Genomic DNA, 24,272 nt, shown 5'->3' on the forward strand with positions numbered 1-24,272 from the left:
AAAAAAGAATCAGCCCCTGCGGTAGTTTTATATCGCAGGGGCTGAATTTTATATTATAAGAAGGTATCTTTCTCTCTTGGGTTGTTCGGAATATTATTTTTCCAGCAGTTCTTTCAGAAAAGAATCCAGTTCTTCATCCAATCCTTTCAGCAATTCCTCATTAACCAATAAGGTATCATCGTCCATCAGCAGCAGCTCAGCGATTGTTTCTCTATCGTCATCCACCAGTACAAAAGAGAATGGTTTCAGAATCGTCAGCTTGTCAAATTTTCCTTCATTTTTCATGTTACAGAGCAATGAGGACAGGATACGCTCTACATTTTCATAGAAACCATTTCCCTCGTAGGCCATCCATTCTTCAATGGAAGTATTGGCAAGTTCCTTATCCTCGTCGTCAAAGATAGACAGTGCGCCCGAATTCAGATTTGGTTGCAGATGAATGTCTGTAACGACAGTCTGTTTGCAACCGCAATTGTACTTGTCGATTGCTTTTTTAAGAGTCTCTTCCAGAAGTGCTAATGACGATTGACTGAGTTTCATAATAACTTTCTTTTCTTAATTGTTGTTCAAAGGTATAAAAAAAACGGTTATCTCTGCATCATTTGACTAAAAATCATCATCAAATCGGTTCATTTGCATGTTCAAGCGTGCCATCCCCTCTTTTCGATTCTTCAATTCGTCTACATACATGCTGATGAAAATATAATAGGAAATGGCTCCATCATGTATTTCACTTGTATTTTGGGGGACTGTTTTGCTTTTTTCGCGGGCAAGGGTTTGCGCTTTCAATGCCCATTCCAAAGCGGTATCTATGCTGTCTTGCATTTCGTAGCCCAAAGCCGCGTTATAGGCGGCATACATTTTCTGCTTCCCTTTTTTTGTTTCGTAGGTCTGCTGCCAGAGTTCTACGGCTTTACCCCAGTTTTCTTCTTTGGCATATATGGCTGCATCACGCATATTGACAGAACCACCACTGAAAAGATAGCGGTTAGCGGTTTTCCAATAGGGTAGCAGATGTTTGACCGGAACGGTTCCTGCAAATTCAGACGCTTGTTTTACCATATCTTCTTCGCTAATGAGACGAGAACGTGCTGACATTTCACTGTTTCCTGTCTCTTCCCAGAAAATGCTGTCATTACTGTTGACAGTTACCATAGAACCTTTGCGGTTAGGCAGATATATTCTGACGGTAGGATATACCTTTACGTCTACCGTACCAAGAAATACACCCCAGCCGGGCATATAGCTTGTTTTGCGACTGGAACGTATTTGTATGTTCTCCAGGGCTATCAGAAAATCCACGTCCAAATTCTGTGTAAGTTCCAGTACCTCATTCCTTGATAATGTGCTTTCGCGAGGATTAATGTCTTTGCTCCGTAAGGCAGAGTCGCATATCACTACTTCCTTGAAATAATTTTCATTAGCAAGGGATTCTGCAAGGGCTTCGGTGGTTATGACGGCATCTCCATTGTAGTAGTTGGTGAGACGTGCCAGCTCGTTCTTGCTTTTTTTCTGTTCTTCCTCACTGACGATGAGTTTGTTGTCCGGTATATCCGGCATGTTGTTGACAACGGCCACACGTTTTAGGGTTGCCGGGAAACTGACTTCTGCCGGAAGCATGTAATCAATGGATAGTTGTTCTACACTCTGGCAGCCGCCTAACAACAGCCCCCCCATTAATAACAGGCAATAGTGATATTTGGTCATGGTCTTTGGTTTTATTCTTTGGAGCAAAAGTACTCTTTTAGCTGAATATTCAAAAGTTGGAATGAATAAAAAATGTGATAATGTGGTGGGAGAAAAAGTGATAGGGTGATAAAAGATACCTGACGGTATCATCTTATCACCCTATCGTCTTATCATTTTATAGCTTTATTGCTTTGGCTTACGCATTCCTTCCGTGGCAATTTTTGTATTTCTTACCGCTTCCGCAAGGACAAGGGTCATTGCGCCCTACGGTCTTTTCGGCACGGATAGGTTCGCGTCTTGGTTGTTCGCGCGTATCTTGTGCCGCAGCGGCCTGCTGGTTCGGGTCGTTCAAATCAACCTTCTGTTCGCGATACTTGCTCATATCCTGACGTTGTTCCGGAGCAGCCTGGCGCACCTCTACCTGGCGGGGAGCCTGGGGAGCCTCAGGGGCTTCAGCCGGAGCCTCCTGTACCGGGATTTGTCCACGCATCAAGATAGAAATAGTCTGATTATTAATCTTATTCACCATGGTATCAAACAAGTTCACAGATTCCAGCTTGTAAATCAGCAGCGGGTCTTTCTGTTCGTAACTTGCATTCTGCACGGAGTGTTTCAGCTCGTCCAGTTCACGCAGGTTTTCTTTCCATGCTTCGTCGATGACGTGCAGCAAGATGGATTTCTCGAATGACTTCACCACCTCCTTACATTCTGTCTCATAAGCTTTCTTCAGATTGCAGGAGATGTTGTACATACGTTTTCCGTCTGTGATAGGGATAAGTATGTTTTCGTACATGTATCCCTGCGTTTCGTATACTTGCTTGATGACCGGATAGGCTATCTGTGCCATACGTTCTGTCTTGCGTTTGAAGAGTTCCATGGCAGCGTCAAAAGTTCTGTCTGCCAGTTTTTCTTTCTTCTCATTACGGAATTCCTCTTCGGTGAAAGGTACTTCCATGGCAAGCGTCTGGAGTACATCCATCTTGCAGTTTTCGTAGTCGGGCGCTTCGACGGCGTTGGCACAACGGTCCCAAATCATGTTCACGATATCCATACCGATACGTTCGCCCATCAAAGCGTGGCGGCGTTTGGTGTACACTACTGTACGTTGTTTATTCATCACGTCGTCATATTCCAACAGGCGTTTACGGATGCCGAAGTTGTTTTCCTCCACTTTCTTTTGCGCACGCTCAATGGATTTGGAAATCATGCCGTGTTCAATCATTTCCCCTTCCTTGAATCCCAGTTTGTCCATCACACTGGCAATGCGGTCGCTGGAGAACAAACGCATTAGGTCATCTTCCAAGGATATGAAGAATACGGAAGAGCCCGGGTCACCTTGGCGTCCGGCACGGCCGCGCAACTGACGGTCTACACGGCGTGATTCGTGGCGTTCGGTACCGATGATGGCAAGACCGCCTGCAGCCTTCACTTCCGGACTCAGCTTGATATCGGTACCACGACCGGCCATATTGGTAGCAATAGTTACGGCACATTTCAGACCCGCGGTAGCCACAATGTCCGCTTCTTTCTGATGCAGCTTGGCATTCAAGACACTGTGCTCAATCTTACGCATGGTAAGCATCTTGCTCAGCATTTCGGATATTTCAACGGAAGTGGTACCCACCAGTACGGGGCGTCCTGCTTCTACCATTTTCTCTATTTCTTCGATGACAGCTTTGTATTTTTCGCGTTTTGTCTTGTAAACGCGGTCGTTCATGTCGTTACGGGCAATGGGGCGGTTGGTCGGGATAACCACTACGTCCAGTTTGTAGATGTCCCACAACTCGCCGGCTTCTGTTTCTGCCGTACCGGTCATACCGGACAGCTTGTGGTACATACGGAAGTAGTTCTGCAACGTAATGGTAGCAAAAGTCTGCGTGGCAGCTTCTACCTTCACGCCTTCCTTGGCTTCGATGGCTTGGTGCAGGCCGTCGGAGTAGCGGCGTCCTTCCATGATACGTCCCGTCTGCTCATCCACAATCTTCACCTGACCGTCGATTACCACATATTCGTCATCTTTCTCGAACATGGTGTATGCCTTCAGCAGCTGGTTGATGGTGTGTACACGCTCGCTCTTAATGGCATAGTTGGTCATCAGAGCATCTTTCTTTGCAAGGCGTTGTTCGTCTGTAAGGTCTGTTTCGTTTTCCAACGCAGAGAGTTGGGCAGTGATGTCAGGAAGTACGAAGAAGGTGGGGTCTTCTACATTGCCGCTGATCAAGTCCACACCCTTGTCCGTCAAATCCACGCTGTTCATTTTCTCTTCGATAACGAAGTACAGCGGGTCGGTCACCTCGTGCATGCGTTTGTTGTTCTGCTCCATGTAGATTTCCTCGGTCTTCAGCATACCGGCCTTGATGCCCTGTTCGCTGAGAAACTTGATGAGTGCCTTGTTTTTGGGCAGGCACTTGTGGCTGCGATACAAGGCGAGGAAGCCTTCTTCCTGGTCTTTCTTGTCGTTCGATGCAATCAGGCGCTTGGCATCGGCCAGGTATTGGGTAGCCAGTCTTTTCTGGGCTTCTACCAGGCGTTCTACTTGCGGGCGGAGCTGTTCGAAGAGTTGGTCGTCGCCTTTGGGCACCGGTCCGGAGATAATCAGCGGAGTACGGGCATCATCAATCAATACTGAGTCCACCTCATCGACAATGGCATAATTATGCTGGCGCTGTACTAGGTCTTTGGGGCTGATGGCCATGTTATCACGCAGGTAGTCGAAACCGAATTCATTGTTTGTACCGAACGTGATGTCTGCCAGATAAGCTTTGCGGCGGGCATCGGAGTTGGGCTGGTGCTTGTCTATGCAATCTACACTCAAACCGTGGAACATGTAAAGGGGACCCATCCATTCAGAGTCACGTTTTGCCAGATAGTCGTTCACTGTTACCACATGCACACCGTTACCGGTCAGGGCATTGAGGAACACCGGCAGGGTAGCTACCAATGTCTTACCTTCACCGGTTGCCATTTCGGCAATCTTGCCTTTATGCAGAACCACACCACCGAACAACTGTACATCATAATGTACCATGTTCCATATGGTATCGTTACCACCTGCTATCCAATGGTTCCGGTAGATGGCTTTATCGTCTTCGATGCGTACAAAGTCTTTGGTGGCAGCCAGTTGGCGGTCGAAGTCGTTGGCTGTAACCACTACTTCTTCGTTTTCAGAGAAGCGTTTGGCCGTTTCTTTTACGATGGAGAAAGCTGTAGGTAATACTTCGTCCAGCGCTTTTTCATAAATCTCCAATATTTCTTTTTCGATTTTGTCGATCTGGTTGAAGAGGTCTTCGCGTTTTTCCAGTTCGGTATCTTCAACGCTGGCTTTCAGTTCTTCTACTTTGGCGCGTTGTTCGGTTGCCGAATCGTGGATGTAGGCTTTCAGTTCTTCTGTCTTGGCGCGTAAGGCGTCGTTGTCGAGTTTGGCTACTTCCGGGTAAGCGGCTTTGATTTTCTCCACCCACGGTTGTATTTCCTTCATGTCGCGTGTGGATTTGTTGCCGAAAATCGAGCTTAAAAATTCATTAAATCCCATTATATATTTATTTTATTATTATTACTGAGTTAGTTGAGCGTGCAAAGTTACTGATTTCTATACAGATTACCCAGATTTGCACGGATTATTTTAGAATCAAAAGTCAAGGGGGGATGCCGTGCTTCCATTAGGGGCACGGATGCGCATCACACTTGCTAGGGTAGGGGCAATGCAGTCAATGCTTATAGGTATACGGATGGTTTCAGCCTTCATTCCACCTCCCAACAAAATAAGGGGGGCAGGAATATCAGCTGTACGTACTACACGGTTATCGGTACTATTTTCCTGCATGACAGTCCAGCCAGGGAGTATTTCAATAAGCAAGTCACCGGAACGCTTGCGATGAAATCCATTGCGTATGCGTTCTATTTGCGGCGACCAGGGACCCAGCAGCAGGCGATGGGCTGAATATACTTCGCTCACGCCACTGAACTGCACCAGAAATTCAGCGGACTTTTCTTGAATTTCAGTCAGGCTCAACTGCTTGTTCTCAATGAGTTTATGGTTGAGATAGATTTGTTGGTTATAATAGGCTTCCACATATTGTCCCTCGCCATAGGATGCCATGAGGTACATGTTCAGCAGGGCGGCACAGCGGTTCAGGTGGAATTCTCCGCCCGGTATCCGGTATATGCCCGGGTCGGCGGTTTCCGGGTCGGCATAGCCGGTGGAGGTGATGCAGAAAAGTACGTTATGGAGTCCGATTTTACGTTCTATGAGTTCTAATAAGGAAGCTATGCTACGGTCCAGTCGTACGTAGGTGTCTTGCATTTCCATGGCACACTCCTGCGTACTACGATGGTTATAATTTCCAGCATAATAGGTCAGAGATAGTAGGTCGGGCACGTCATCTTGTCCGATGGTACTCTTGTTCAGCAGCTCTTCGGTCAGCAGGTTGATTTCCTCGTTGATGAAAGGGCTGGTAATCAGACGGCGGAACTTATTTGTGCGTTCACCGTCCAGTTTGTATTTGAAGGGCTCGTTGCGCCATTCGGGCAGAAATGTATAGCTGGTAAAGGGAAGTGCGGGTGTCCATACCATATCCTTGATACGGTAGTCGGGAGATTTCCGGTCGTTGTATTGACTCAGCCACCACGGAAACTCGTTATAGTAGGTTGTACTACACCATTTTCCAGTATTGTTATTAAGCCAGAAAGCTCCGTTTCCCGCGTGTCCTGCACCCAATATGGCGGCATCGCGGAAAGGTGCGATGGCATAGACCAAGCCTTTGTTGCGGGTGGCTACTTTCAGCTCGTCGGCAATGGTGGAGGTCAGTAATTGGGAGGGGGAAGTGCTTTCGTCGGTATAGTTGCCCATGAAGTTGGGGTCTTCTACGCAGTTTATGGGGCGCAACGTACCTGCATCCAGCCACTGTTCTGCAATGATGCCGTTCATAGACGGTGTTGTTCCGGTGAAGATGGCGGCAATAGCCGAAGCCCGGTCTGTTCCGCAGAAGGGAAATTCTGCTTGGCGGAATACTTTACCTTCACGCAGTAAGCGCTTGAATCCCTTTTCTCCGTATAAGGACGAGAATGCTTCCATATAGTCTGTGCGCAACTGGTCAATGGTCAGCGCCACCACCAGCTTTGGGGAAGCGGGCAACGGTTGGGCTTGTATACTGCTGAATGTAAGTGCGAGTATGGAAGTTATCAGTCCTTTTTTCATTATTTTCGTTTGTATGTCAGAATGAGGTGGTTTGCAGAACGTATCAGCAAACATAGTGCCAAAGGTAATACTGCTGGTGGAATTCTCTGTGGAATTATTGCCCAAATCCCTATAAAAAGTATTAAAATAATAAAATTGGCCAGCATATAGCGGCTTGACTTCCTTTTCTGCACCCTATATAGCATCCATGGAAGGCAGAACAGGTGGAGCGGATGGAACACAAACAGCAGGTAGTTGGGGCTTACTGCCGGGTGCTGTGAACACAGTACTAGGAAGGCCAATATGCATCCGGCTACTCCTGCCGCAAGGAAAAGTACAAGGTCTGTTCCCCAAAATGTTTTTCCTCTTCGTATGCCATAGAGGCTGATGCCTGCTGTGAGTACCAGTAATAATGAAGCTGCCTGCATGGGGGTGATGTCTTCGCTGACGAAATCGGCAGGCGTTTTTCCCGTCACTACGATTCTCTCTTCCCGGGTCACCAAGGGTCTTTTTTGCCCCTTTTTGTCTGCAATCTGTGCTTTGTTGAAATACGCTTGCAGGTAGAAGGGGACAAACATGGCCAGCCGTTTGCTGATGGGCTCGTCTGCCTTGCTGCCCATGCACAAGTCCATGCCGAAGCGCGACCACGGATGCCCTTCGCTGTATGCGTGCAGCAAATCTCTGAAGGAGAGCCCCGTATTGCAGTCGGTCATGTTGTCGGCATAGTGCAGGGTGCCGTTGATGGCACGCTCTATCAGGTCTCGCGGGCGAGTGGCGCAATTGTCGTAGAAGAAGTTGTAGCGGTACACCCGGTTTTCAGGGCGATAATTCTCTTTCAGCAGTGCCGCCAGGCGTTCTTTCTCTTCCTGCGTCAGGTTGAGTGTCTGTTGCCAGACGTCGCGTCCCAGATAGTTGTATTCGGCGGCGAAATGTCCATAGCCGGTCACTCCTAGTTGATAATCCGTTTCTCCCAAGGCAAAACGAAGGATGAAGTTAGGGGCATTGAAGTTGAACATGCCGTAATTGAAGACGGCGTCAATACCACGCGTATAATTCTCGTACCGTATGGCGGTGTGTCCGAACAGGGAATAAATTTCTCCTCCTGCAGCACAAGTCAGTAGGCTGACGCGTATGGAGTCTGTTGTGGCTGTCTTTTGCTGTTGCGCCACCTGGGCATTCGCCGCAGGCAGGTAGAAAAAAAAGATTACTATATATATATGTATAAGCAGGCTTCGTTTCATGCCGCAAACTTACTGAAAATCTCTGGAAAAGGCTAATAAAAGGTGGAAAACTCTTTGTAACGCCTGTTAATAAGGCGTTTGCGAGGACAAAATAGGACATACGAAAAAACGGGATAATGCAAAGAAAAGCGGATGTATGAAGCCGTCAGGTTTTCAAATCATTACCTGCTGAAGTGTGATCTTTAACACGTGGCACTGATTGAACTGGCTGCACACCTGTATGCTACCGACAAATTAACACAGTTCGGCTGTAGATTTCATTCCTGGCCATATTTTCTGACGAATAAATCCCGATTTGCTTCTCCCCATGTAATCATGGCATCAAGGATTGGCAATAGTGATTGCCCGAGTTCTGTAATGGAATATTCCGAGCGTGGTGGAAGCTCAGGGTAGATGGTTTTACCTACAAGGCCATCATCCACCAGTTCTTTTAGTTGTAAATCGAGTACACGTGGTGTGGCTTCAGGTAAAGCCTTGTGTAATTCGCTCGGACGCATAGCTGCATTGCGAAGTTCGTCCAGTATGCAAGACTTCCACTTAGAATCTATCAGGCTCATTGTCAGCCGAAGCGGACAACTCAAATCGACAGGTATTTTTCTTTCGTACATAATTGTTCCTATTTACGAGGACAAAGATACGGATAACATTCCGAATGAATGGTACACCGAATAATTTTTCAGTATATGAATAATTTTTCGGTACTTGTCTGTACCAGCATTACCCTGTAACTTTGCAGACGATTAATAAAAAAATAAAAGCATTATGAGAGATTCTATTAAAGAATATGAAGCAGTACAAGCAGCTGCTATGAAGTTTGTAAAGAGCGTGGCTGAAGGCAATAGCAAATATGCACGCGAGTTATTTACCGATGATGCTGTGCTGTTCGGTTTTCTCGATGGAGAACCGGAACGCGGTTCCATCGAACAGTTCTACCACAACGTGGACACTGTCAGTGGAGGTGAGGCATTTAAGGCACGTGTTGATGTGGTGGCGGTGGAAGAAACACTGGCAGTTGTTCGTGTTCTTGAAGAGGGCTGGGGGAATCGTATTGATTTCACGGACTATCTGCTTCTGCTGAAAATTGGCGGTGAATGGAAATGTGTAGCCAAGGCCTATAATCAAAACTCGAATACGATACAAAATAAATAGAAACAATGAGTAAAAGAATTGTCATATTAAACGGAAGTCCACGTATGAAAGGCAATACGATAGGACTGGTGGAAGCCTTCAAGCAAGGTGCGGAAGAAGCTGGACATACGGTGGAAGTTTTCAATTTGCAACGGATGGACATTCATCCTTGTTTGGGATGTCTGGGCGGTGGACGCGATTCAAAAAGCCCTTGTCTGCAGAAATTGCGTTTTACTCATGGCAGCAGAAGGCAATACACCGGATAACTTTGAGCCTGTAGAGCATTACTATCATGCTTTGCTTCGTCACCTCGGCTGGGAAAATCTAGGCGAAGTATATGCTGGCGGCGTTATGCAGATTGGCGATATTGCTGGACATCCTTCGTTGGAAAAGGCATATTCATTAGGTAAAAGCATCTGAAACGATGAAAGCATTATTGGTAAACGGCAGCCCTCACAAAGACGGATGTACTTTTACAGCATTAACTGAGGTCGTTCGTACTTTGCATAAGCATGATATTGAAACTGATATGCTGTATCTTGGTAAGAGGCCAATTCTGGATGTATCCGATTGGTAAAAGAGGGAATTGGAAATAGTCGCCATGCGAGACGGTCGTTTATTCAGATTGGTTGTTTGTTTTTAAATTATGAACCTGATGTAATTCTTGATTCACATTATTGGTTGTCTTCAATCAACTGCCGAGTACAGGTGGAAAATGTTTTATATTTACAAATGATACGAGTGTAAGATATAGTGGTATATTGAACCTGATTCAGTCGTATACTGAATCAGGTTCAATCGTATACTGAATAGGGTTCAGTCGTATACTGAATGTAGTGTGTTTTAATCATACTGATAATCAGATAGTTATAATATGGTGTTGTGGTTTCAATAAATCTCAACAGATTGTCGGGGTGGTATTGTGCTTGTTCAGTACGGAATGAATAAGGATTCTCGTGTGATTGCTTTCTAATAAAGATTTGGTTTCTGCTGGGTTTTAATATTAATGTTATATCTTTGCGCCGCTAAAATTATGCAATACGGTGAATCTCATTGTTGATATAGGAAATACCACCGCCAAGATGGCAGTGTTTGATGATGGACGTATCGTGGAGGTTGTGTATGACTCCAATCGGACGTTGGGACGGTTGCCTGAAGTATGTCGTGCATATACGATTGAAAAAGCGATAGTGGCTACTGTCATTGATTTGAGCAGAGAGGTGTTGTCGCAGCTGGAAGGTCTGGCTGCCCCCGTTCTGTGGCTCAATCAAAATACTCCTCTTCCGGTAGAAAATCTCTATGAAACTCCCCAGACTTTGGGGTATGACCGCATGGCGGCGGTGGTGGGAGCCAATGAGCAATTTCCCGGCAGAGATATACTGGTGATTGATGCCGGTACCTGTATCACTTACGAATTTGTTGATGCGGCTGCTCGTTATCATGGCGGTAATATCTCTCCCGGTCTGCAGATGCGTTTCAAGGCGCTTCATCAGTTTACCGGACGGCTTCCGTTGGTGGCTTCTGAAGGGCGTATGATGTCTATGGGAAAGGATACCGATACGGCTATCCGCGCCGGAGTGCTGAAGGGTATTCAATATGAAATTTCAGGTTATGTTACGTCTATGAAGCATAAATATCCTGAACTTTTGGTTTTTTTAACGGGCGGGGATGATTTTTCTTTTGATACAAACTTAAAAAGTATCATCTTTGCAGACAGATTTTTAGTGTTGAAAGGATTAAATAGAATTTTAAACTATAATAATGACAGGCTATAGACAAACACTGTTAGTGCTCTTGCTCACGATGTTAGCGGGAACGTCAGTTGCTCAAAATAATACAAATTCTCCCTATACACGATATGGATATGGACAGTTATCTGAACAAGGCTCAAGTAACAGCAGGGCGATGGGTGGTATTGCCTATGGCTTGCGAGATAAGTACCAGACCAACTTTGTTAATCCAGCATCCTATACGGCGATAGATTCGCTGACTTTTATCTTTGATGGAGCAGTCTCCTTGCAGAATACAAACCTCGGTAACGGTACTCTGAAGCGAAATGCCAAGAATTCCAGTTTTGATTACATTACGATGCAGTTTCGTGCAAGTAAATGGGCTGCCATAAGCGTGGGGCTGTTGCCTTATTCGAATGTGGGATACAACATGGGAGAGTATCGGGAGAATGCGGAATTTCCAGACAAATCTACTACAGTGAGCTATTCGGGGGAAGGAGGCCTGCATCAGCTTTATTTAGGCGCAGGCTTTAAAATAATTAAAAATCTTTCTGTCGGTGCGAATTTTTCGTATCTTTGGGGGGATATAACAAGAACCGCTGCGGAAACCTTTCCGTCCAGTTCAAGTGTATTTCCTATTACAATACAGTCTAATGTAGCTGTAAAGAGTTATAAAGTGGATTTTGGAGCGCAGTACACCCATCAGTTTGGGAAAAAGCATGTGGCAACGCTAGGAGTTGTTTTTTCTCCGAGGCACGATTTGAGTAACGATGCATACGAAGTTATGCAGACAGGAAATAGCAATACGGGAATTACCTCGACAACGAAAGACACTATTGTCGCTTGCGGCATTCCGACAACATTTGGTGCAGGTGTGACGTATGTGTACGACAATCGTCTGACGGTAGGAGCGGATGTGATGTTCCAGAATTGGAGCAAAGTGAGCTATATGAACAATGACAAGGCGTTTTGCGACCGTAGAAGAATATCCGTTGGTGCAGAGTATTTGCCGAATCCTATGGGAAGAAGTTATTTGTCTCATGTGAAGTATCGTTTGGGGGCTTATTATTCCAAACCTTATTATAAGATAGACGGTGTACGTGCCGCTGATGAATATGGTGTTACTGCCGGTTTTGGATTACCCATACCGAGAACCCGTTCCGTATTGAGCCTTTCTGCACAATACGTGCGAACCAAAGGAACCCAAGCAGCGTTCTTGAACGAAAATACCTTGCGTATTTGTGTTGGAGTAACCTTTAATGAGCGTTGGTTCTTCAAACGTAAAGTGGATTAATGGAGATTGAATAGACAAAAATATAACAACTAAAATTTAAATACAATGAAAATTAAGACGCTTGTGGCTGTCTTGCTCCTTTCGGGTGGAGTGACCAGCACTTTCGCACAGACTGAAAATTGTAATTCGAACAGTAGTATCTCTCACGAGGCTGTGAGAGCCGGTAACTTTAAGGATGCGTATGCTCCTTGTATGGCTGTGTTGAAGGATTGCCCTACACTGAGATTTTACACCTATACAGATGCGATTAAAATTTTGAAAGCATTTTTAGGTGATATAAAAGATCGTAACTCTGCAGATTACAAAAAGTATTTTGATGAACTGATGCAAGTGTACGACCAAGAAATACAATATTTGCCGGAAATTAATAAAAAATTGAAAACTCCGATGAGTGCGTCTAAGGAATTAGGCAAAAAAGCGGTTGATTATCTTCAATTTTCTCCTAATCCGGATAAGGAACAAGCTTATAAATGGCTGACAGAAGCGACTCGGGGAACTGCTAATGACCCGGACGGTGCTATACTTCACTACTTCCTGCAAACTTCTATGGAAAAAGTAAAGGCTGATGATAATCACACGGATCAATTCTTCCAAGATTATATTGATGCTTCCAAATATGCGGATGATGCCATTGCTGCCGAAACGAATGAGAAGAAGAAAGCTGTGCTGCAGACTATTAAAGACAATCTGGTAGCCATGTTCGTGCAGAGTGGTGTGGCTGATTGTGAATCTTTGCAGAATATCTATGGTCCTAAGGTAGAAGAAAATAAGACGGATTCTACTTTCTTGAAGAAAGCATTGAATATCTTGAAGTTGATGAAGTGTAACGAAAGTGAAGTTTATTTCAAGGCTTCCGAATACATGTATCAGATTGACCCGACTGCCGATGCAGCTGTAGGTGTAGCATATATGTACTATAAGAAAGGCGACTATGACAATGCCGTGAAATACTTTGACGAAGCATTAATTAAGGAAACTGATAATGACAAGAAAGCTGAAATGGCATATGCCACTGCTGCTGCCTTGATGCAGGCTAAGAAACTCTCTCAGGCAAGAGCATACTGTCAAAAAGCTATCGGCTTTAAGGAAAACTACGGTGATCCTTATATCTTGCTGGCACAGCTTTACGGTTCCAATCCTAATTGGACTGATGAACCTGCTCTGAATAAGTGCACTTACTTTGTGGTAATTGACAAGTTGCAGAGAGCTAAAGCAGTAGATCCTTCAGTAACAGAACGTGCTAACGAATTGATTGGTACTTATTCTCGTCACACTCCCCAAGCTAAAGACCTCTTTATGTTGGGTTACAAAGCTGGTGACCGTATTACTATCAGCGGATGGATAGGTGAATCTACAACTATCAGATAAAAACCATGTTGCTACAACTCATCAACGTTGTTTATCATAAAAATGTGAGCATAACCATTGTCCTTGGGGCAGTGGTTATGCTTCTTTTATTTTCTTCATGTTCCGGAAAGAAAAAGGAACTGGGCGATGCCATTACCGAGCGTGATTCTATGGCGGTGATGGACACCCGCGGAGTGACTACGCTGGTGTCTGATTCCGGTGTGACACGTTATCGCATCAATACGGAAGAGTGGCTGGTTTTTGACCGCAAGAATCCTCCTTACTGGGCTTTTGAAAAGGGGGTTTATTTGGAGAAGTTTGACTCTATCTTCCAAGTGGAGGCAAGTATCAAGGCCGATACAGCCTATTTCTTTAATAAGGAAGAATTATGGAAACTGATGGGAAATGTACATATACAGAATTTGAAAGGTGAGCAGTTTGATACAGAGTTGCTGTATTGGGACCAGCGGGCACAAAGAATCTATTCGGATGAATTTATCCGTATCGAGCAGCCTGACCGTATCATTATGGGACATGGTTTTGAATCCAATCAGCAAATGACTGTTTATACGATTCGCAAGCCGGAGGGCATCTTTTATGTTGACGAGGAAACTGCTGCGACCGACAGCTTGCAGACTGATACCATAAATTGATAAAATGGATACCGTTATTTTTTTATTGATAACCATGGCTTTGTCCGCCTTCTTTTCGGGGATGGAGATTGCTTTTGTTTCCGTAGATAAACTGCGCTTTGAGATGGAAAGGAAGGCTGGCGTCACTTCCTGTATCATTTCCTATTTCCTTCGCAATCCGAACAACTTCATCTCGACCATGCTGGTAGGTAACAACATTGCACTTGTCATTTACGGTATCCTGATGGCGCAGCTCATAGAGGTGAATCTCCTTGCCGGAATTATTTCCAACCATTTCGTAATGGTGTTGGTACAGACTATAATTTCCACTCTTATTATTTTGGTGACCGGTGAGTTTTTACCAAAGACTTTGTTTAAAATTAATCCCAATCTGATGCTGAGGGTGTGCGCTATTCCTTTATTTATATGTTATGTCATTCTCTTTCCTATTTCAAAGTTTGCATCGGGATTGTCCTATCTGTTCCTTCGGGTGTCTGGAATGAAAGTAAACAAGGAGGCGTCAGCCAAGGCTTTTGGTAAAGTGGATTTGGACTACTTCATCCAGTCGAGTATAGAGAATGCCGAAAGCGAGGAAGAACTGGATGCAGAGGTCAAGATATTCCAAAATGCGCTTGATTTTTCGAATATAAAGATACGTGACTGTATTGTGCCGCGTACAGAGGTGGTAGCTGTAGACCTGACCACTACATTGGAAGAATTGAAATGTCTTTTTGTGGAGTCGGGTATTTCCAAAATCATAGTATATGATGGAAATATAGATAATGTGGTGGGATATATTCATTCGTCAGAGATGTTCAGAAATCCGGTGGACTGGAGGAACAACGTGAAGGAAGTCCCCATTGTGCCTGAAACGATGTCGGCTCATAAACTGATGAAATTGTTTATGCAGCAGAAAAAAACCATTGCTGTAGTGGTCGATGAATTCGGCGGTACGGCGGGTATCGTCTCTTTGGAGGACTTGGTGGAAGAGATTTTCGGCGATATTGAGGATGAGCATGATAATACGTCCTATGTATGTAAGCAGCTGGGTGAACATGAATATGTGCTTTCGGCACGTCTGGAAATAGAGAAAGTAAATGAAACCTTCGGGATTGACTTGCCGGAATCGGATGATTATCTGACTGTGGGCGGTCTGATTCTGAACCGCTATCAAAGCTTTCCGAAACTGCATGAAGTGATTGAAGTAGATAACTATCAGTTCAAAATAATTAAGGTGACAGCCACTAAAATAGAGTTGGTGAGACTGAAAGTTGTCGAATAATTTCATTTAGGCGCAAATTTTTAAAGAATAAATGGATGCGTATTAGCATTTTTTGTATCTTCGTGCGCTAAAATGAACATGTTAGGAAAATAATAATAAACAAATAAATCATATTAACTAAAATGGCAACATTACAAAACATTCGGTCTAAAGGACCTTTATTGGTGATTGTTATTGGTTTGGCGCTGTTTGCTTTCATCGCAGGTGATGCGTGGAAAGTGCTTCAGCCACACCAGTCACAAGACGTAGGTGAAGTGAACGGGGAATCAATTTCCGCTCAGGATTTTCAGACATTGGTAGAAGAATATACAGAAGTCATCAAGTTCTCCAGTGGCAACAGTGCATTGAGCGATGAGCAGACAAACCAAATCAAAGATGAAGTATGGAGAACATACGTCAATAATAAGCTGATTGAAAAGGAAGCAAAGAAGCTTGGTCTGGTTGTGTCGAAGGCTGAGATTCAGGCCATCATTAATGCCGGTGTACATCCGATGTTGCAACAGACTCCGTTCCGTAATCCTCAGACCGGTGCCTTTGATAAGGATATGTTGAAGAAGTTCTTGGTGGACTATTCAAAAATGAATAAGGCACAGATGCCTTCACAATATGTGGAATACTATGAATCCATGTACAAGTTCTGGTCTTTCCTCGAAAAGACTCTTATCCAGGCACGTCTTCAGGAAAAGTATCAGGCTTTGATTACAAAGTCCCTTTTCTCCAATCCGGTAGAAGCACAAAATGCTTTTGATGCAAGAGTGGATCAGTCAGATTTGCTGCTTGCTGCAGTTCCCTATTCTTCTATTGTTGATTCTACTATCGTTATCAAGGATTCCGATTTGAAGGCTGCATACGACAAGAAGAAAGAACTGTTCAAGCAATATGTGGAAACTCGCAATATCAAGTTCATTGATGTACAAGTTACTGCAAGTGCGGAAGACAGAGCTGCTCTTCAAAAGGAAATGGAGGAATACACCGAACAACTTACTGCCAATCCTTCTGATTATACTACTTTCATCCGTTCTACCGGTTCTGAGACTTCTTACACCGATTTGTTTTATACAACTAAATCTCTGCCTGCCGATGTGACGGCTCGTCTGGATTCTGTTGCAGTGGGTGGCGTATTCGGACCTTATTATAATGTATCGGACAATACCCTCAACTCTTTCAAGAAGTTGGCTGTTGCTTCCATGCCGGATTCTATTGAGTATCGCCAGATTCAGGTAGTTGCTGAAGATGCGGAAAAGACAAAGACTTTGGCAGACAGTATCTACAATGCTATTAAGGGTGGTGCCGGTTTTGCGGAAATCGCCAAGAAGTATGGCCAGACCGGTGAGCCTACTTGGATTTCCTCTGCTAATTACGAAGGTGCGCAGATTGATGGCGATAACTTGAAATATATTACTGCTGTTACGACTTTGGGACAGAATGAACTGACTAATCTGGCTTTAGGACAGGCAAATATCATTTTGGAAGTAACCAATAAGAAAGCCGTCAAGAATAAATATAAGGTAGCCGTTGTCAAGCGTCCGGTAGAATTCAGTAAGGAAACTTACAGTAAGGCATACAATGAGTTCAGCCAGTTTATCGCTGCAAACAATACTTTAGAAAAAATGACTGCCAATGCGGAAGATGCCGGTTATAAGTTGCTGGATAGAGCAGACTTGTACAGTTCAGAACATGGTATCGGTGGTATCAGAGGTACCAAAGATGCTTTGAAATGGGTATTTGAGGCAAAAGCGGGTGAAGTTTCCGGTTTGTACGAATGTGGCGAGAGCGACCGTATGCTGGTAGTAGGTGTTGCAAGTGTTGTTCCTGAAGGTTATCGTCCACTGGCTTTGGTAAAGGACCAGTTGAGAGCTGAAATTCTCCGTGACAAGAAAGCTGAGAAGATTATGGCTGACATGAAGGCTGCCAACGCAACTTCGTTCGAGCAGTACAAGAATATGGCAAATGCTGTCAGTGATTCTGTAAAGCACGTCACTTTCTCGGCTCCTGCCTATATCCCGGCATTGCGTAGCAGTGAACCGCTGGTAGGCGCTTACGCTTCTATTGCCGAGGTGAACAAGCTGAGCGCTCCTATCAAAGGCAACGGTGGTGTGTTTGTTCTTCAACCTTATGCAAAAGAGAAACTGAACGAAACATTCAACAAGGAAACGGAAGAGACTGCCTTAGCTAACATGCACGCACGTATGGCAAGTCAGTTCATCAGCGATTTGTATCTGAAAGCCAACGTAAAAGACCAACGTTATTTATTCTTCTAAGAATATAAAAAACATACTGAAAAAGCCGTCCGGTACTTCCGGGCGGCTTTTTCATTGTTTGTACATTTCATTTTCATACTCTTCGTTGTCTTTGTGCAACTTTATTCATACCTTTGCAATCTTGAAAGGGTTTTGTTTTTAATGAAAAACGATATGCAGAAACGACCTCTATTGGGCTTGACGCTCTCTGAATTGCAGAATGTGGTGAAGAATCTGGGAATGCCCGGTTTCTCTGCCAAGCAGATAGCTTCTTGGCTGTATGACAAGAAAGTGACTTCTATAGACGAGATGAGCAATCTTTCGTTGAAACATCGGGAATTGCTGAAAGAAATCTGTGAGGTAGGCGCCGAAGCACCGGTAGATGCCATGCGCTCTTTAGACGGTACGGTGAAATACTTGTACCGGGCAGGCGAGGGACATTTTGTGGAAGCTGTCTATATACCCGACGGAGACCGGGCTACGCTTTGTGTCTCTTCCCAGGTAGGCTGTAAAATGAATTGCAAGTTCTGTATGACCGGCAAGCAGGGCTTTACCGCCAATCTGACATCCAACCAGATTATCAACCAAATCAATTCCTTGCCCGAAAGGGACAAGTTGACCAATGTGGTAATGATGGGTATGGGCGAACCACTTGATAATCTGGACGAGGTTTTGAAAGCGCTGGAAATAATGACCTCTTCTTACGGGTATGCGTGGAGTCCCAAGCGTGTTACACTTTCTTCTGTGGGATTAAAGAAAGGCTTGCAGCGTTTTATTGAGGAGTCGGACTGCCATCTGGCTATCAGTCTTCATTCACCGATACCTCTGCAACGTCGCGAACTGATGCCGGCAGAGAAGGCTTTCTCCATCACGGAGATTGTGGAAATGTTAAGAAACTATGATTTTAGCAAACAGCGTAGACTATCTTTTGAATATATTGTTTTCAAAGGAGTGAATGACTCGTTACTGTATGCAAAGGAACTTCTGAAGCTGCTACGTGGGCTGGACTGCAGGATTAACCTGATTCGTTTTCATGCCATACCTGGAGTGAATCTAGAAGGGGCTGATGTGGAAACCATGACTGCGTTCCGTGATTATCTGACTTCGCACGGTTTGTTTACCACTATACGGTCGTCGCGTGGCGAGGATATATTTGCTGCTTGTGGCATGTTATCTACTGCAAAGCAGGAGGAGAATAAAGAAGAATTAATATAAATTATTAATTTAGGTAAGGAGGATACTGTGTATTCTTCGTAGCTTTGTGAAAAACTAAAAGTGATAGAGATATGAGAAAGCACGTGTTTTATTTGAGTATGGTTCTTATAGTGACGCTTTTTTCTGCTTGTGGTGGTGGCAAAAAGGGTATGTTTACTCCGACTTCCAGTGGTCGTGCGTATGAAGTCCTGGTAGTGGTTGATTCCGGTCTGTGGGAACGTCCTGCCGGTAGGGCGCTTTTCGATGTGCTTGATTCTGATGTTCCGGGGCTTCCCCAGTCAGAACGTTCATTCCGAATCATGTATACTGCCCCTTCCAATTATGATGCCACTTTGAAACTGATTCGCAATATCATTATTGTCGATGTGAACAAGGATTTCTATACTCAGCCTAAATTCAAGTATGCAAGGAATGTATATGCTGCTCCCCAGTCTATTCTCACTATTCAGGCACCGGACGAGGCTTCATTCGAGAACTTTGTGGAGGAGAACAGGCAGGTAATCATTGATTTCTTTACCCATGCGGAAATGAACCGTCAGATTTCAGTATTGAAAGACAAGCATAGCGACTATATAGCAACGAAGGTGAAGAGCTTGTTTGATTGCGATGTATGGGTGCCTGGAGAACTGACATCTACCAAGGAGGGGGAGAACTTCTTCTGGGCAGGTACGAATGCGGCTACCGGCGACCAGAACTTTGTAATCTACTCTTATCCTTATACGGATAAGGATACGTTTACTAAAGAATATTTTGTTCATAAGCGCGATTCCGTGATGAAAATCAATATCCCGGGTGCCCAAGAAGGCATGTATATGTCGACGGATTCTTTGATGACTGACGTACGTCCTATCAGTGTGCAGGGTGACTATGCACTCGAGGTCCGCGGTTTGTGGCGTGTGAAGGGCGACTTTATGGGCGGTCCGTTCGTATCGCATGTACGTTTGGACAAAGCCAACCAACGAATTATCGTATCGGAAATATTTATTTACTCACCTGATAAAATGAAACGTAATCTGGTACGCCAGATGGAGGCTTCGCTCTATACCTTGAGACTGCCTGGCAGCAAGCAGGAAGATGCGGAAATTCCGGTAGGCATAACCGCAAAAGATACTACTAATAATAAGTGATAAAAATGGAAGACAACAAAATAAGAGTCGGCATTACACAAGGCGACATTAATGGTGTAGGGTATGAAGTGATTTTAAAGACATTTGCAGACCCGGTGATGCTGGAATTGTGCACGCCGATTATTTACGGTTCGCCTAAGGTGGCAGCTTATCATCGTAAATCATTAGACCTGCCTATCAACTTCAGTATCGTCAACTCCGCTTCCGAAGCGGATCCTAATCGCTTGAGTGTAGTGAACTGTACGGATGATGAAGTAAAGGTTGAGTTTTCTAAACCTGACGTTGAAGCAGGTAAAGCTGCACTTGGTGCACTGGAAAAAGCTATTGAGGAGTATAAAGAGGGTATAATAGACGTGATTGTCACAGCCCCCATCAACAAGCATACCATCCAGTCGGAGGAGTTTGCCTTCCCTGGGCATACGGAGTATATAGAACAGAAACTGGGAGATGGCGAGAAGGCCCTTATGATTCTGATGAAAGATGATTTCCGGGTGGCATTGGTGACCGGACATATTCCCGTCAAAGAGATAGCCGGGAGCATCACCAAAGAACTGATACAAGAAAAACTGAAGATATTCAACCGCTCCTTGAAGCAGGATTTTGCTATCGGAGCACCGCGTATTGCAGTGCTTTCGTTGAATCCGCATGCAGGGGACGGCGGATTGCTGGGTACTGAAGAGCAGGAGATAATCATTCCGGCCATCAACGAAATGGTTGCTAAGGGTATACTTTGCTATGGCCCTTATCCGGCAGACGGGTTTGTGGGTTCAGATAACTTTACTCACTTTGACGGTATATTGGCCATGTATCACGATCAGGGGCTGGCACCGTTCAAGGCATTGGCTATGGACGAGGGCGTGAACTACACTGCCGGATTGCCAGTGATACGCACTTCGCCTGCTCACGGTACAGCCTACGATATTGCAGGGAAAGGAATAGCCTCTGAAGATTCATTCCGGCAAGCTATTTATGTAGCTATAGATGTGTTTCGTAATCGCCAGCGTGAGAAAGAGGCACATGCAAACCCGTTGCGCAAGCAATATTACGAGAAACGTGACGATAGCGACAAATTGAAACTCGATAGTGTAGAAGAAGATTTGTAGAATGACAAAAGCGGAAATACAACAAGTAAAATTACGTTTTGGCATCATCGGTAACAACGAAGCGTTGATGCGTGCCATTGATATCGCTATCCAAGTAGCGCCTACCGACTTGTCTGTACTGATTACCGGAGAGAGCGGTGTGGGAAAGGAGAGCTTTCCGCAGATAATACACCAGTACAGCCGGCGCAAGCATGGACAGTATATTGCCGTGAACTGTGGGGCCATTCCCGAAGGGACAATCGATTCAGAACTGTTTGGTCACGAGAAAGGCGCGTTTACCGGTGCTATCGGTGAACGGAAGGGGTATTTCGGTGAAGCCAATGGCGGAACAATCTTCCTTGATGAAGTCGGCGAATTGCCTTTGCCTACCCAGGCACGCCTGTTGCGTGTGCTTGAGAGCGGTGAGTTCATTAAAGTAGGTTCTTCTAAGGTAGAAAAGACCGATGTGCGTATTGTTGCCGCTACCAATGTAAACTTGACACAAGCTATTGCTGACGGACGTTTTCGTGAAGACTTGTATTACCGTTTGAACACAGTACCTATTCAGGTTCCTCCATTGCGCGAACGCGGTGAGGACGTTGTGCTGCTGTTTCGCAAGTTTGCTTCGGACTTTGCGGAGAAATACCGTATGCCTGCCATTCAGCTGACGGAAGACGGTAAGCAAGTGTTGCTGGGCTACTCATGGCCGGGTAATGTGCGCCAGTTGAAGAATATCACCGAGCAGATATCCATTATTGAGACTAATCGTGAAATCAATGCATCCATACTGAAGGGCTATCTGCCTGAGCAGAACAACATACAGCGCCTGCCTGCCCTGTTTGGAGTGAAGGAAGACAAGAGCTTCGGGAGTGAACGGGAAATTCTTTATCAGGTTCTGTTTGATATGCGTCAAGATGTAACGGATTTGAAAAAGCTGGTGCATGAGATTATGGCTGAAAGGGGAACTGTAGCCAATCCGGCGGTTGCTGCGTCGGCTTATTATACACCGGCTACGTCGACGGTGGTGCCTCCGGTGACGTCCAGTGTCCCTACCATTATACATCCTTCGGTAAAGCCGGTTACTCCGGTGGACGATGATTTTCAGGATACGGAAGAATATGTGGAGGAATCACTCTCTTTGGATGAAGTGGAGAAAGAAATGATACGTAAGGCGCTTGACAAGCATCATGGCAAGCGTAAAAGTGCGGCTCAAGATTTGAATATCTCTGAGCGTACCTTATACAGAAAGATAAAAGAATATGGATTGGATTAAAAAAGCGGCATTTGCTTTCTTGTTGGCAAGCTTGTCATTTTTGGTGAATTCGTGTAGTATGAAGTTAGGACTTGCCCCGATAAGTTCTATTGACTATACAAAGGTAAAAACGATTTCCATTGCCGATTTCCAGAACCGGGCAGAGTATGTATATGCACCGCTGGCAACAGAGTTTAACCAGAAAATGAAGGATATGTTCATTCAGCAGACCCGTCTGCAACTGGTGAACTCCGGCGGAGACTTGGACATAGACGGAGAAATCACCGGCTACAACCAATATAATGAATCGGTGGATGCCAGCGGCTATTCTTCGAAGGTGAAGGTGACACTGACAGTCAATGTGCGCTACACCAACAACACGAACCATGAGGAGGATTTCGAACAGCAGTTCTCGGCTTTTCAGACCTATGATTCCTCAAAATTGTTAACCGAAGTGCAGGATCAGCTGATAACCTTGATGGTGAAGGATATTGCCGAACAGATTTTCAATGCAACTGTAGCTAACTGGTAAACTTATGACATCTACCCATTTGCAACAATGGATTCAGCATCCCGAGACGCTGAATAGGGATACTTTGTACGAGCTACGCACATTGATGGCACGTTATCCTTATTTCCAGTCACTCCGTTTGCTCTATCTGAAAAACCTCTATCTTCTGCACGATATCAACTTTGGCGCGGAGTTGCGCAAGTCCCTGTTGTATGTGGCAGACCGTCGTGTGTTGTTTTACCTTATAGAGGGTGACCGCTATACCTTGAAATCCCGGAAGGCTTCGTCGCTTTTTTCCGGCAATTCTGAGAAAGAGCCGAGTGTGGACCGTACTCTTTCCTTGATTGATGCATTTTTGGCTACTGTTCCTGAAGAGCATTCACAGCATACGGAGCTGGATTATGCGGTAGATTATACGGCCTATTTAATGCAGGAAGAATCCGATGTGAATGCGGAAGATGAGCCGGAAGTACCTAAACTGCGCGGGCATGAATTGATAGATGATTTTATCCAAAAGAGTGAGTTTTCGGATGCTTCGGATACGAGAAGGGAGTTTCTTGTAGAGAAGGAGGAAGAGACTGAAGAAGAGGAAGAGCCCTCTGTATCGCCGGTAACGGAAGAGTTGGACGATAGCTGTTTTACGGAAACTTTAGCCAAAATCTATATAAAACAGCACCGATATGACAAGGCACTTGAAATTATTAAAAAATTAAGTTTGAATTATCCAAAAAAAAATGCTTACTTTGCAGACCAAATCAGATTTTTGGAGAAATTGATTATTAACGCTAAATCAAAATAACAAAATGTATTTATTATTAATTATCTTAATGCTGATTGTGTCTGTGCTGATGTGCTTCATTGTATTGATTCAAAATTCTAAAGGAGGCGGTCTGGCATCAGGCTTTTCATCATCCAACCAGATTATGGGTGTGCGCAAGACTACGGATTTTCTGGAAAAAGCAACCTGGACTCTGGCTGCTGTCATGGTAGTCTTCAGTATTGTTTCTGCTTACACTATTCCTTCTTCCACAGGCAAGGGCGGTGATGTGATTCTGGAACAGGCGCAACAAGAAGAAAAAACTAATCCTTATAACATGCCCGTAGGTACAGAAGCTCCGCAATCGGAAGCCCCTGCAGTTGCAACTCCGGCAGAAGCTCCTGCTCCTGCAGCAGAGGCCCCTGCGGCAGAATAAGATAAGGGATATTTCGGATGATTCCCGCTTGGAAAAATAGGAGAAAGGTTGATACTGAAAAGGTATCAACCTTTTTTTCGTTTTAATGAAGTATTTATTTACCTTTGTCAGCAATTAATGTGATTTGATTAAT

The 24,272-nt window shown here is 44.7% G+C and carries 23 protein-coding genes; 17 read left to right on the forward strand and 6 right to left on the reverse strand.

What is annotated here, in order from left to right; genetic code table 11:
* Window positions 1-93: 93 nt before the first annotated feature.
* The 6 genes from HU824_RS06990 to HU824_RS07015 form a co-directional block, all read right to left on the reverse strand.
* The gene (locus HU824_RS06990; protein ID WP_176468463.1) at window positions 94-540 is read right to left on the reverse strand and encodes a hypothetical protein; all 447 of its coding nucleotides are present in this window, start codon (window positions 538-540) and stop codon (window positions 94-96) included.
* A 66-nt stretch (window positions 541-606) separates the two neighbouring features.
* Window positions 607-1,707: a DUF6340 family protein gene (locus HU824_RS06995; RefSeq protein WP_176468464.1), complete on the reverse strand. Its 1,101-nt coding sequence runs from the start codon at window positions 1,705-1,707 to the stop codon at window positions 607-609.
* Between the two features lie 178 nt (window positions 1,708-1,885).
* Window positions 1,886-5,221 carry a preprotein translocase subunit SecA gene (gene secA, locus HU824_RS07000; RefSeq protein WP_176468465.1) on the reverse strand — a complete coding sequence of 1,112 codons (3,336 nt, stop codon included), beginning with the start codon at window positions 5,219-5,221 and terminating at the stop codon, window positions 1,886-1,888.
* Window positions 5,222-5,317: 96 nt separating this feature from the next.
* Window positions 5,318-6,886: an alkaline phosphatase family protein gene (locus tag HU824_RS07005; RefSeq protein WP_176468466.1), complete on the reverse strand. Its 1,569-nt coding sequence runs from the start codon at window positions 6,884-6,886 to the stop codon at window positions 5,318-5,320.
* Complete coding sequence (locus HU824_RS07010) at window positions 6,886-8,106, reverse strand: DUF4105 domain-containing protein (RefSeq protein ID WP_176468467.1); 1,221 nt, start codon at window positions 8,104-8,106, stop codon at window positions 6,886-6,888. The genes HU824_RS07005 and HU824_RS07010 overlap by 1 nt, the downstream gene beginning before the upstream one ends.
* A 257-nt stretch (window positions 8,107-8,363) precedes the next feature.
* A complete protein-coding gene (locus HU824_RS07015) occupies window positions 8,364-8,714 on the reverse strand; it encodes a helix-turn-helix domain-containing protein (RefSeq protein ID WP_168354326.1) in 351 nt (116 codons plus the stop codon).
* Window positions 8,715-8,868: 154 nt separating this feature from the next.
* Between HU824_RS07015 and HU824_RS07020 the strand changes: the two genes are divergently transcribed.
* From HU824_RS07020 to secG, 17 genes are all read left to right on the forward strand, one after another.
* Window positions 8,869-9,255 carry a nuclear transport factor 2 family protein gene (locus HU824_RS07020; protein ID WP_136010471.1) on the forward strand — a complete coding sequence of 129 codons (387 nt, stop codon included), beginning with the start codon at window positions 8,869-8,871 and terminating at the stop codon, window positions 9,253-9,255.
* A 5-nt stretch (window positions 9,256-9,260) separates the two neighbouring features.
* Window positions 9,261-9,500 (forward strand): flavodoxin family protein, encoded by a 240-nt coding sequence (locus HU824_RS19495; protein WP_210434529.1) that lies wholly within the window; start codon window positions 9,261-9,263, stop codon window positions 9,498-9,500.
* Window positions 9,472-9,654, forward strand: a complete 183-nt coding sequence (locus tag HU824_RS19500; protein WP_210434528.1) for a hypothetical protein — start codon at window positions 9,472-9,474, stop codon at window positions 9,652-9,654. The genes HU824_RS19495 and HU824_RS19500 overlap by 29 nt, the downstream gene beginning before the upstream one ends.
* 4 nt (window positions 9,655-9,658) lie before the next feature.
* Window positions 9,659-9,811 carry an NAD(P)H-dependent oxidoreductase gene (locus HU824_RS07030; RefSeq protein WP_176468468.1) on the forward strand — a complete coding sequence of 51 codons (153 nt, stop codon included), beginning with the start codon at window positions 9,659-9,661 and terminating at the stop codon, window positions 9,809-9,811.
* A gap of 466 nt (window positions 9,812-10,277) precedes the next feature.
* Entirely contained in the window at window positions 10,278-11,009 is a 732-nt protein-coding gene (locus HU824_RS07035) for a type III pantothenate kinase (protein ID WP_136010470.1), read from the forward strand.
* A complete protein-coding gene (locus HU824_RS07040; protein WP_176468469.1) occupies window positions 10,996-12,258 on the forward strand; it encodes a hypothetical protein in 1,263 nt (420 codons plus the stop codon). Before HU824_RS07035 ends, HU824_RS07040 begins: the two co-directional genes overlap by 14 nt.
* A 45-nt stretch (window positions 12,259-12,303) precedes the next feature.
* Window positions 12,304-13,626, forward strand: a complete 1,323-nt coding sequence (locus HU824_RS07045) for a M48 family metallopeptidase (protein ID WP_176468470.1) — start codon at window positions 12,304-12,306, stop codon at window positions 13,624-13,626.
* 5 nt (window positions 13,627-13,631) lie between these two features.
* Window positions 13,632-14,258, forward strand: coding sequence for an LPS export ABC transporter periplasmic protein LptC (lptC, locus tag HU824_RS07050; protein ID WP_176468471.1), 627 nt, complete (start codon window positions 13,632-13,634; stop codon window positions 14,256-14,258).
* A gap of 4 nt (window positions 14,259-14,262) precedes the next feature.
* Entirely contained in the window at window positions 14,263-15,519 is a 1,257-nt protein-coding gene (locus HU824_RS07055) for a hemolysin family protein (RefSeq protein ID WP_136010466.1), read from the forward strand.
* Between the two features lie 122 nt (window positions 15,520-15,641).
* Window positions 15,642-17,780 carry a peptidylprolyl isomerase gene (locus tag HU824_RS07060; protein WP_176468472.1) on the forward strand — a complete coding sequence of 713 codons (2,139 nt, stop codon included), beginning with the start codon at window positions 15,642-15,644 and terminating at the stop codon, window positions 17,778-17,780.
* Window positions 17,781-17,933: 153 nt separating this feature from the next.
* Window positions 17,934-18,974: a 23S rRNA (adenine(2503)-C(2))-methyltransferase RlmN gene (gene rlmN, locus HU824_RS07065; RefSeq protein WP_176468473.1), complete on the forward strand. Its 1,041-nt coding sequence runs from the start codon at window positions 17,934-17,936 to the stop codon at window positions 18,972-18,974.
* Window positions 18,975-19,045: 71 nt separating this feature from the next.
* Window positions 19,046-20,101, forward strand: a complete 1,056-nt coding sequence (locus tag HU824_RS07070; protein ID WP_176468474.1) for a DUF4837 family protein — start codon at window positions 19,046-19,048, stop codon at window positions 20,099-20,101.
* 5 nt (window positions 20,102-20,106) lie between these two features.
* On the forward strand, window positions 20,107-21,204 hold the full coding sequence (gene pdxA / locus HU824_RS07075) for a 4-hydroxythreonine-4-phosphate dehydrogenase PdxA (RefSeq protein WP_136010462.1): 1,098 nt from the start codon (window positions 20,107-20,109) through the stop codon (window positions 21,202-21,204).
* A 1-nt stretch (window position 21,205) separates the two neighbouring features.
* Entirely contained in the window at window positions 21,206-22,456 is a 1,251-nt protein-coding gene (locus HU824_RS07080) for a sigma-54-dependent Fis family transcriptional regulator (RefSeq protein WP_136010461.1), read from the forward strand.
* Window positions 22,443-22,967: an LptE family protein gene (locus HU824_RS07085; RefSeq protein WP_136010460.1), complete on the forward strand. Its 525-nt coding sequence runs from the start codon at window positions 22,443-22,445 to the stop codon at window positions 22,965-22,967. Before HU824_RS07080 ends, HU824_RS07085 begins: the two co-directional genes overlap by 14 nt.
* A gap of 4 nt (window positions 22,968-22,971) precedes the next feature.
* On the forward strand, window positions 22,972-23,745 hold the full coding sequence (locus HU824_RS07090; protein WP_136010459.1) for a tetratricopeptide repeat protein: 774 nt from the start codon (window positions 22,972-22,974) through the stop codon (window positions 23,743-23,745).
* A gap of 4 nt (window positions 23,746-23,749) precedes the next feature.
* Window positions 23,750-24,139 (forward strand): preprotein translocase subunit SecG, encoded by a 390-nt coding sequence (gene secG / locus HU824_RS07095; RefSeq protein ID WP_136010458.1) that lies wholly within the window; start codon window positions 23,750-23,752, stop codon window positions 24,137-24,139.
* Window positions 24,140-24,272 lie beyond the last annotated feature (133 nt).

The organism is Bacteroides sp. L10-4, from assembly GCF_013373675.1.
GTDB classification, from domain to species: Bacteria; Bacteroidota; Bacteroidia; order Bacteroidales; family Bacteroidaceae; genus Bacteroides; species Bacteroides muris.

Bases quoted from the DNA above. Each gene is read 5' to 3' on its own strand.
- HU824_RS06990 (WP_176468463.1), bottom strand. From the start codon at position 540: ATGAAACTCAGTCAATCGTCATTAGCACTTCTGGAAGAGACTCTTAAA.
- HU824_RS06995 (WP_176468464.1), bottom strand. From the start codon at position 1,707: ATGACCAAATATCACTATTGCCTGTTATTAATGGGGGGGCTGTTGTTA.
- secA (WP_176468465.1), bottom strand. From the start codon at position 5,221: ATGGGATTTAATGAATTTTTAAGCTCGATTTTCGGCAACAAATCCACA.
- HU824_RS07005 (WP_176468466.1), bottom strand. From the start codon at position 6,886: ATGAAAAAAGGACTGATAACTTCCATACTCGCACTTACATTCAGCAGT.
- HU824_RS07010 (WP_176468467.1), bottom strand. From the start codon at position 8,106: ATGAAACGAAGCCTGCTTATACATATATATATAGTAATCTTTTTTTTC.
- HU824_RS07015 (WP_168354326.1), bottom strand. From the start codon at position 8,714: ATGTACGAAAGAAAAATACCTGTCGATTTGAGTTGTCCGCTTCGGCTG.
- HU824_RS07020 (WP_136010471.1), top strand. From the start codon at position 8,869: ATGAGAGATTCTATTAAAGAATATGAAGCAGTACAAGCAGCTGCTATG.
- HU824_RS19495 (WP_210434529.1), top strand. From the start codon at position 9,261: ATGAGTAAAAGAATTGTCATATTAAACGGAAGTCCACGTATGAAAGGC.
- HU824_RS19500 (WP_210434528.1), top strand. From the start codon at position 9,472: ATGGCAGCAGAAGGCAATACACCGGATAACTTTGAGCCTGTAGAGCAT.
- HU824_RS07030 (WP_176468468.1), top strand. From the start codon at position 9,659: ATGAAAGCATTATTGGTAAACGGCAGCCCTCACAAAGACGGATGTACT.
- HU824_RS07040 (WP_176468469.1), top strand. From the start codon at position 10,996: ATGACAGGCTATAGACAAACACTGTTAGTGCTCTTGCTCACGATGTTA.
- HU824_RS07045 (WP_176468470.1), top strand. From the start codon at position 12,304: ATGAAAATTAAGACGCTTGTGGCTGTCTTGCTCCTTTCGGGTGGAGTG.
- lptC (WP_176468471.1), top strand. From the start codon at position 13,632: ATGTTGCTACAACTCATCAACGTTGTTTATCATAAAAATGTGAGCATA.
- HU824_RS07055 (WP_136010466.1), top strand. From the start codon at position 14,263: ATGGATACCGTTATTTTTTTATTGATAACCATGGCTTTGTCCGCCTTC.
- HU824_RS07060 (WP_176468472.1), top strand. From the start codon at position 15,642: ATGGCAACATTACAAAACATTCGGTCTAAAGGACCTTTATTGGTGATT.
- rlmN (WP_176468473.1), top strand. From the start codon at position 17,934: ATGCAGAAACGACCTCTATTGGGCTTGACGCTCTCTGAATTGCAGAAT.
- HU824_RS07070 (WP_176468474.1), top strand. From the start codon at position 19,046: ATGAGAAAGCACGTGTTTTATTTGAGTATGGTTCTTATAGTGACGCTT.
- pdxA (WP_136010462.1), top strand. From the start codon at position 20,107: ATGGAAGACAACAAAATAAGAGTCGGCATTACACAAGGCGACATTAAT.
- HU824_RS07080 (WP_136010461.1), top strand. From the start codon at position 21,206: ATGACAAAAGCGGAAATACAACAAGTAAAATTACGTTTTGGCATCATC.
- HU824_RS07085 (WP_136010460.1), top strand. From the start codon at position 22,443: ATGGATTGGATTAAAAAAGCGGCATTTGCTTTCTTGTTGGCAAGCTTG.
- HU824_RS07090 (WP_136010459.1), top strand. From the start codon at position 22,972: ATGACATCTACCCATTTGCAACAATGGATTCAGCATCCCGAGACGCTG.
- secG (WP_136010458.1), top strand. From the start codon at position 23,750: ATGTATTTATTATTAATTATCTTAATGCTGATTGTGTCTGTGCTGATG.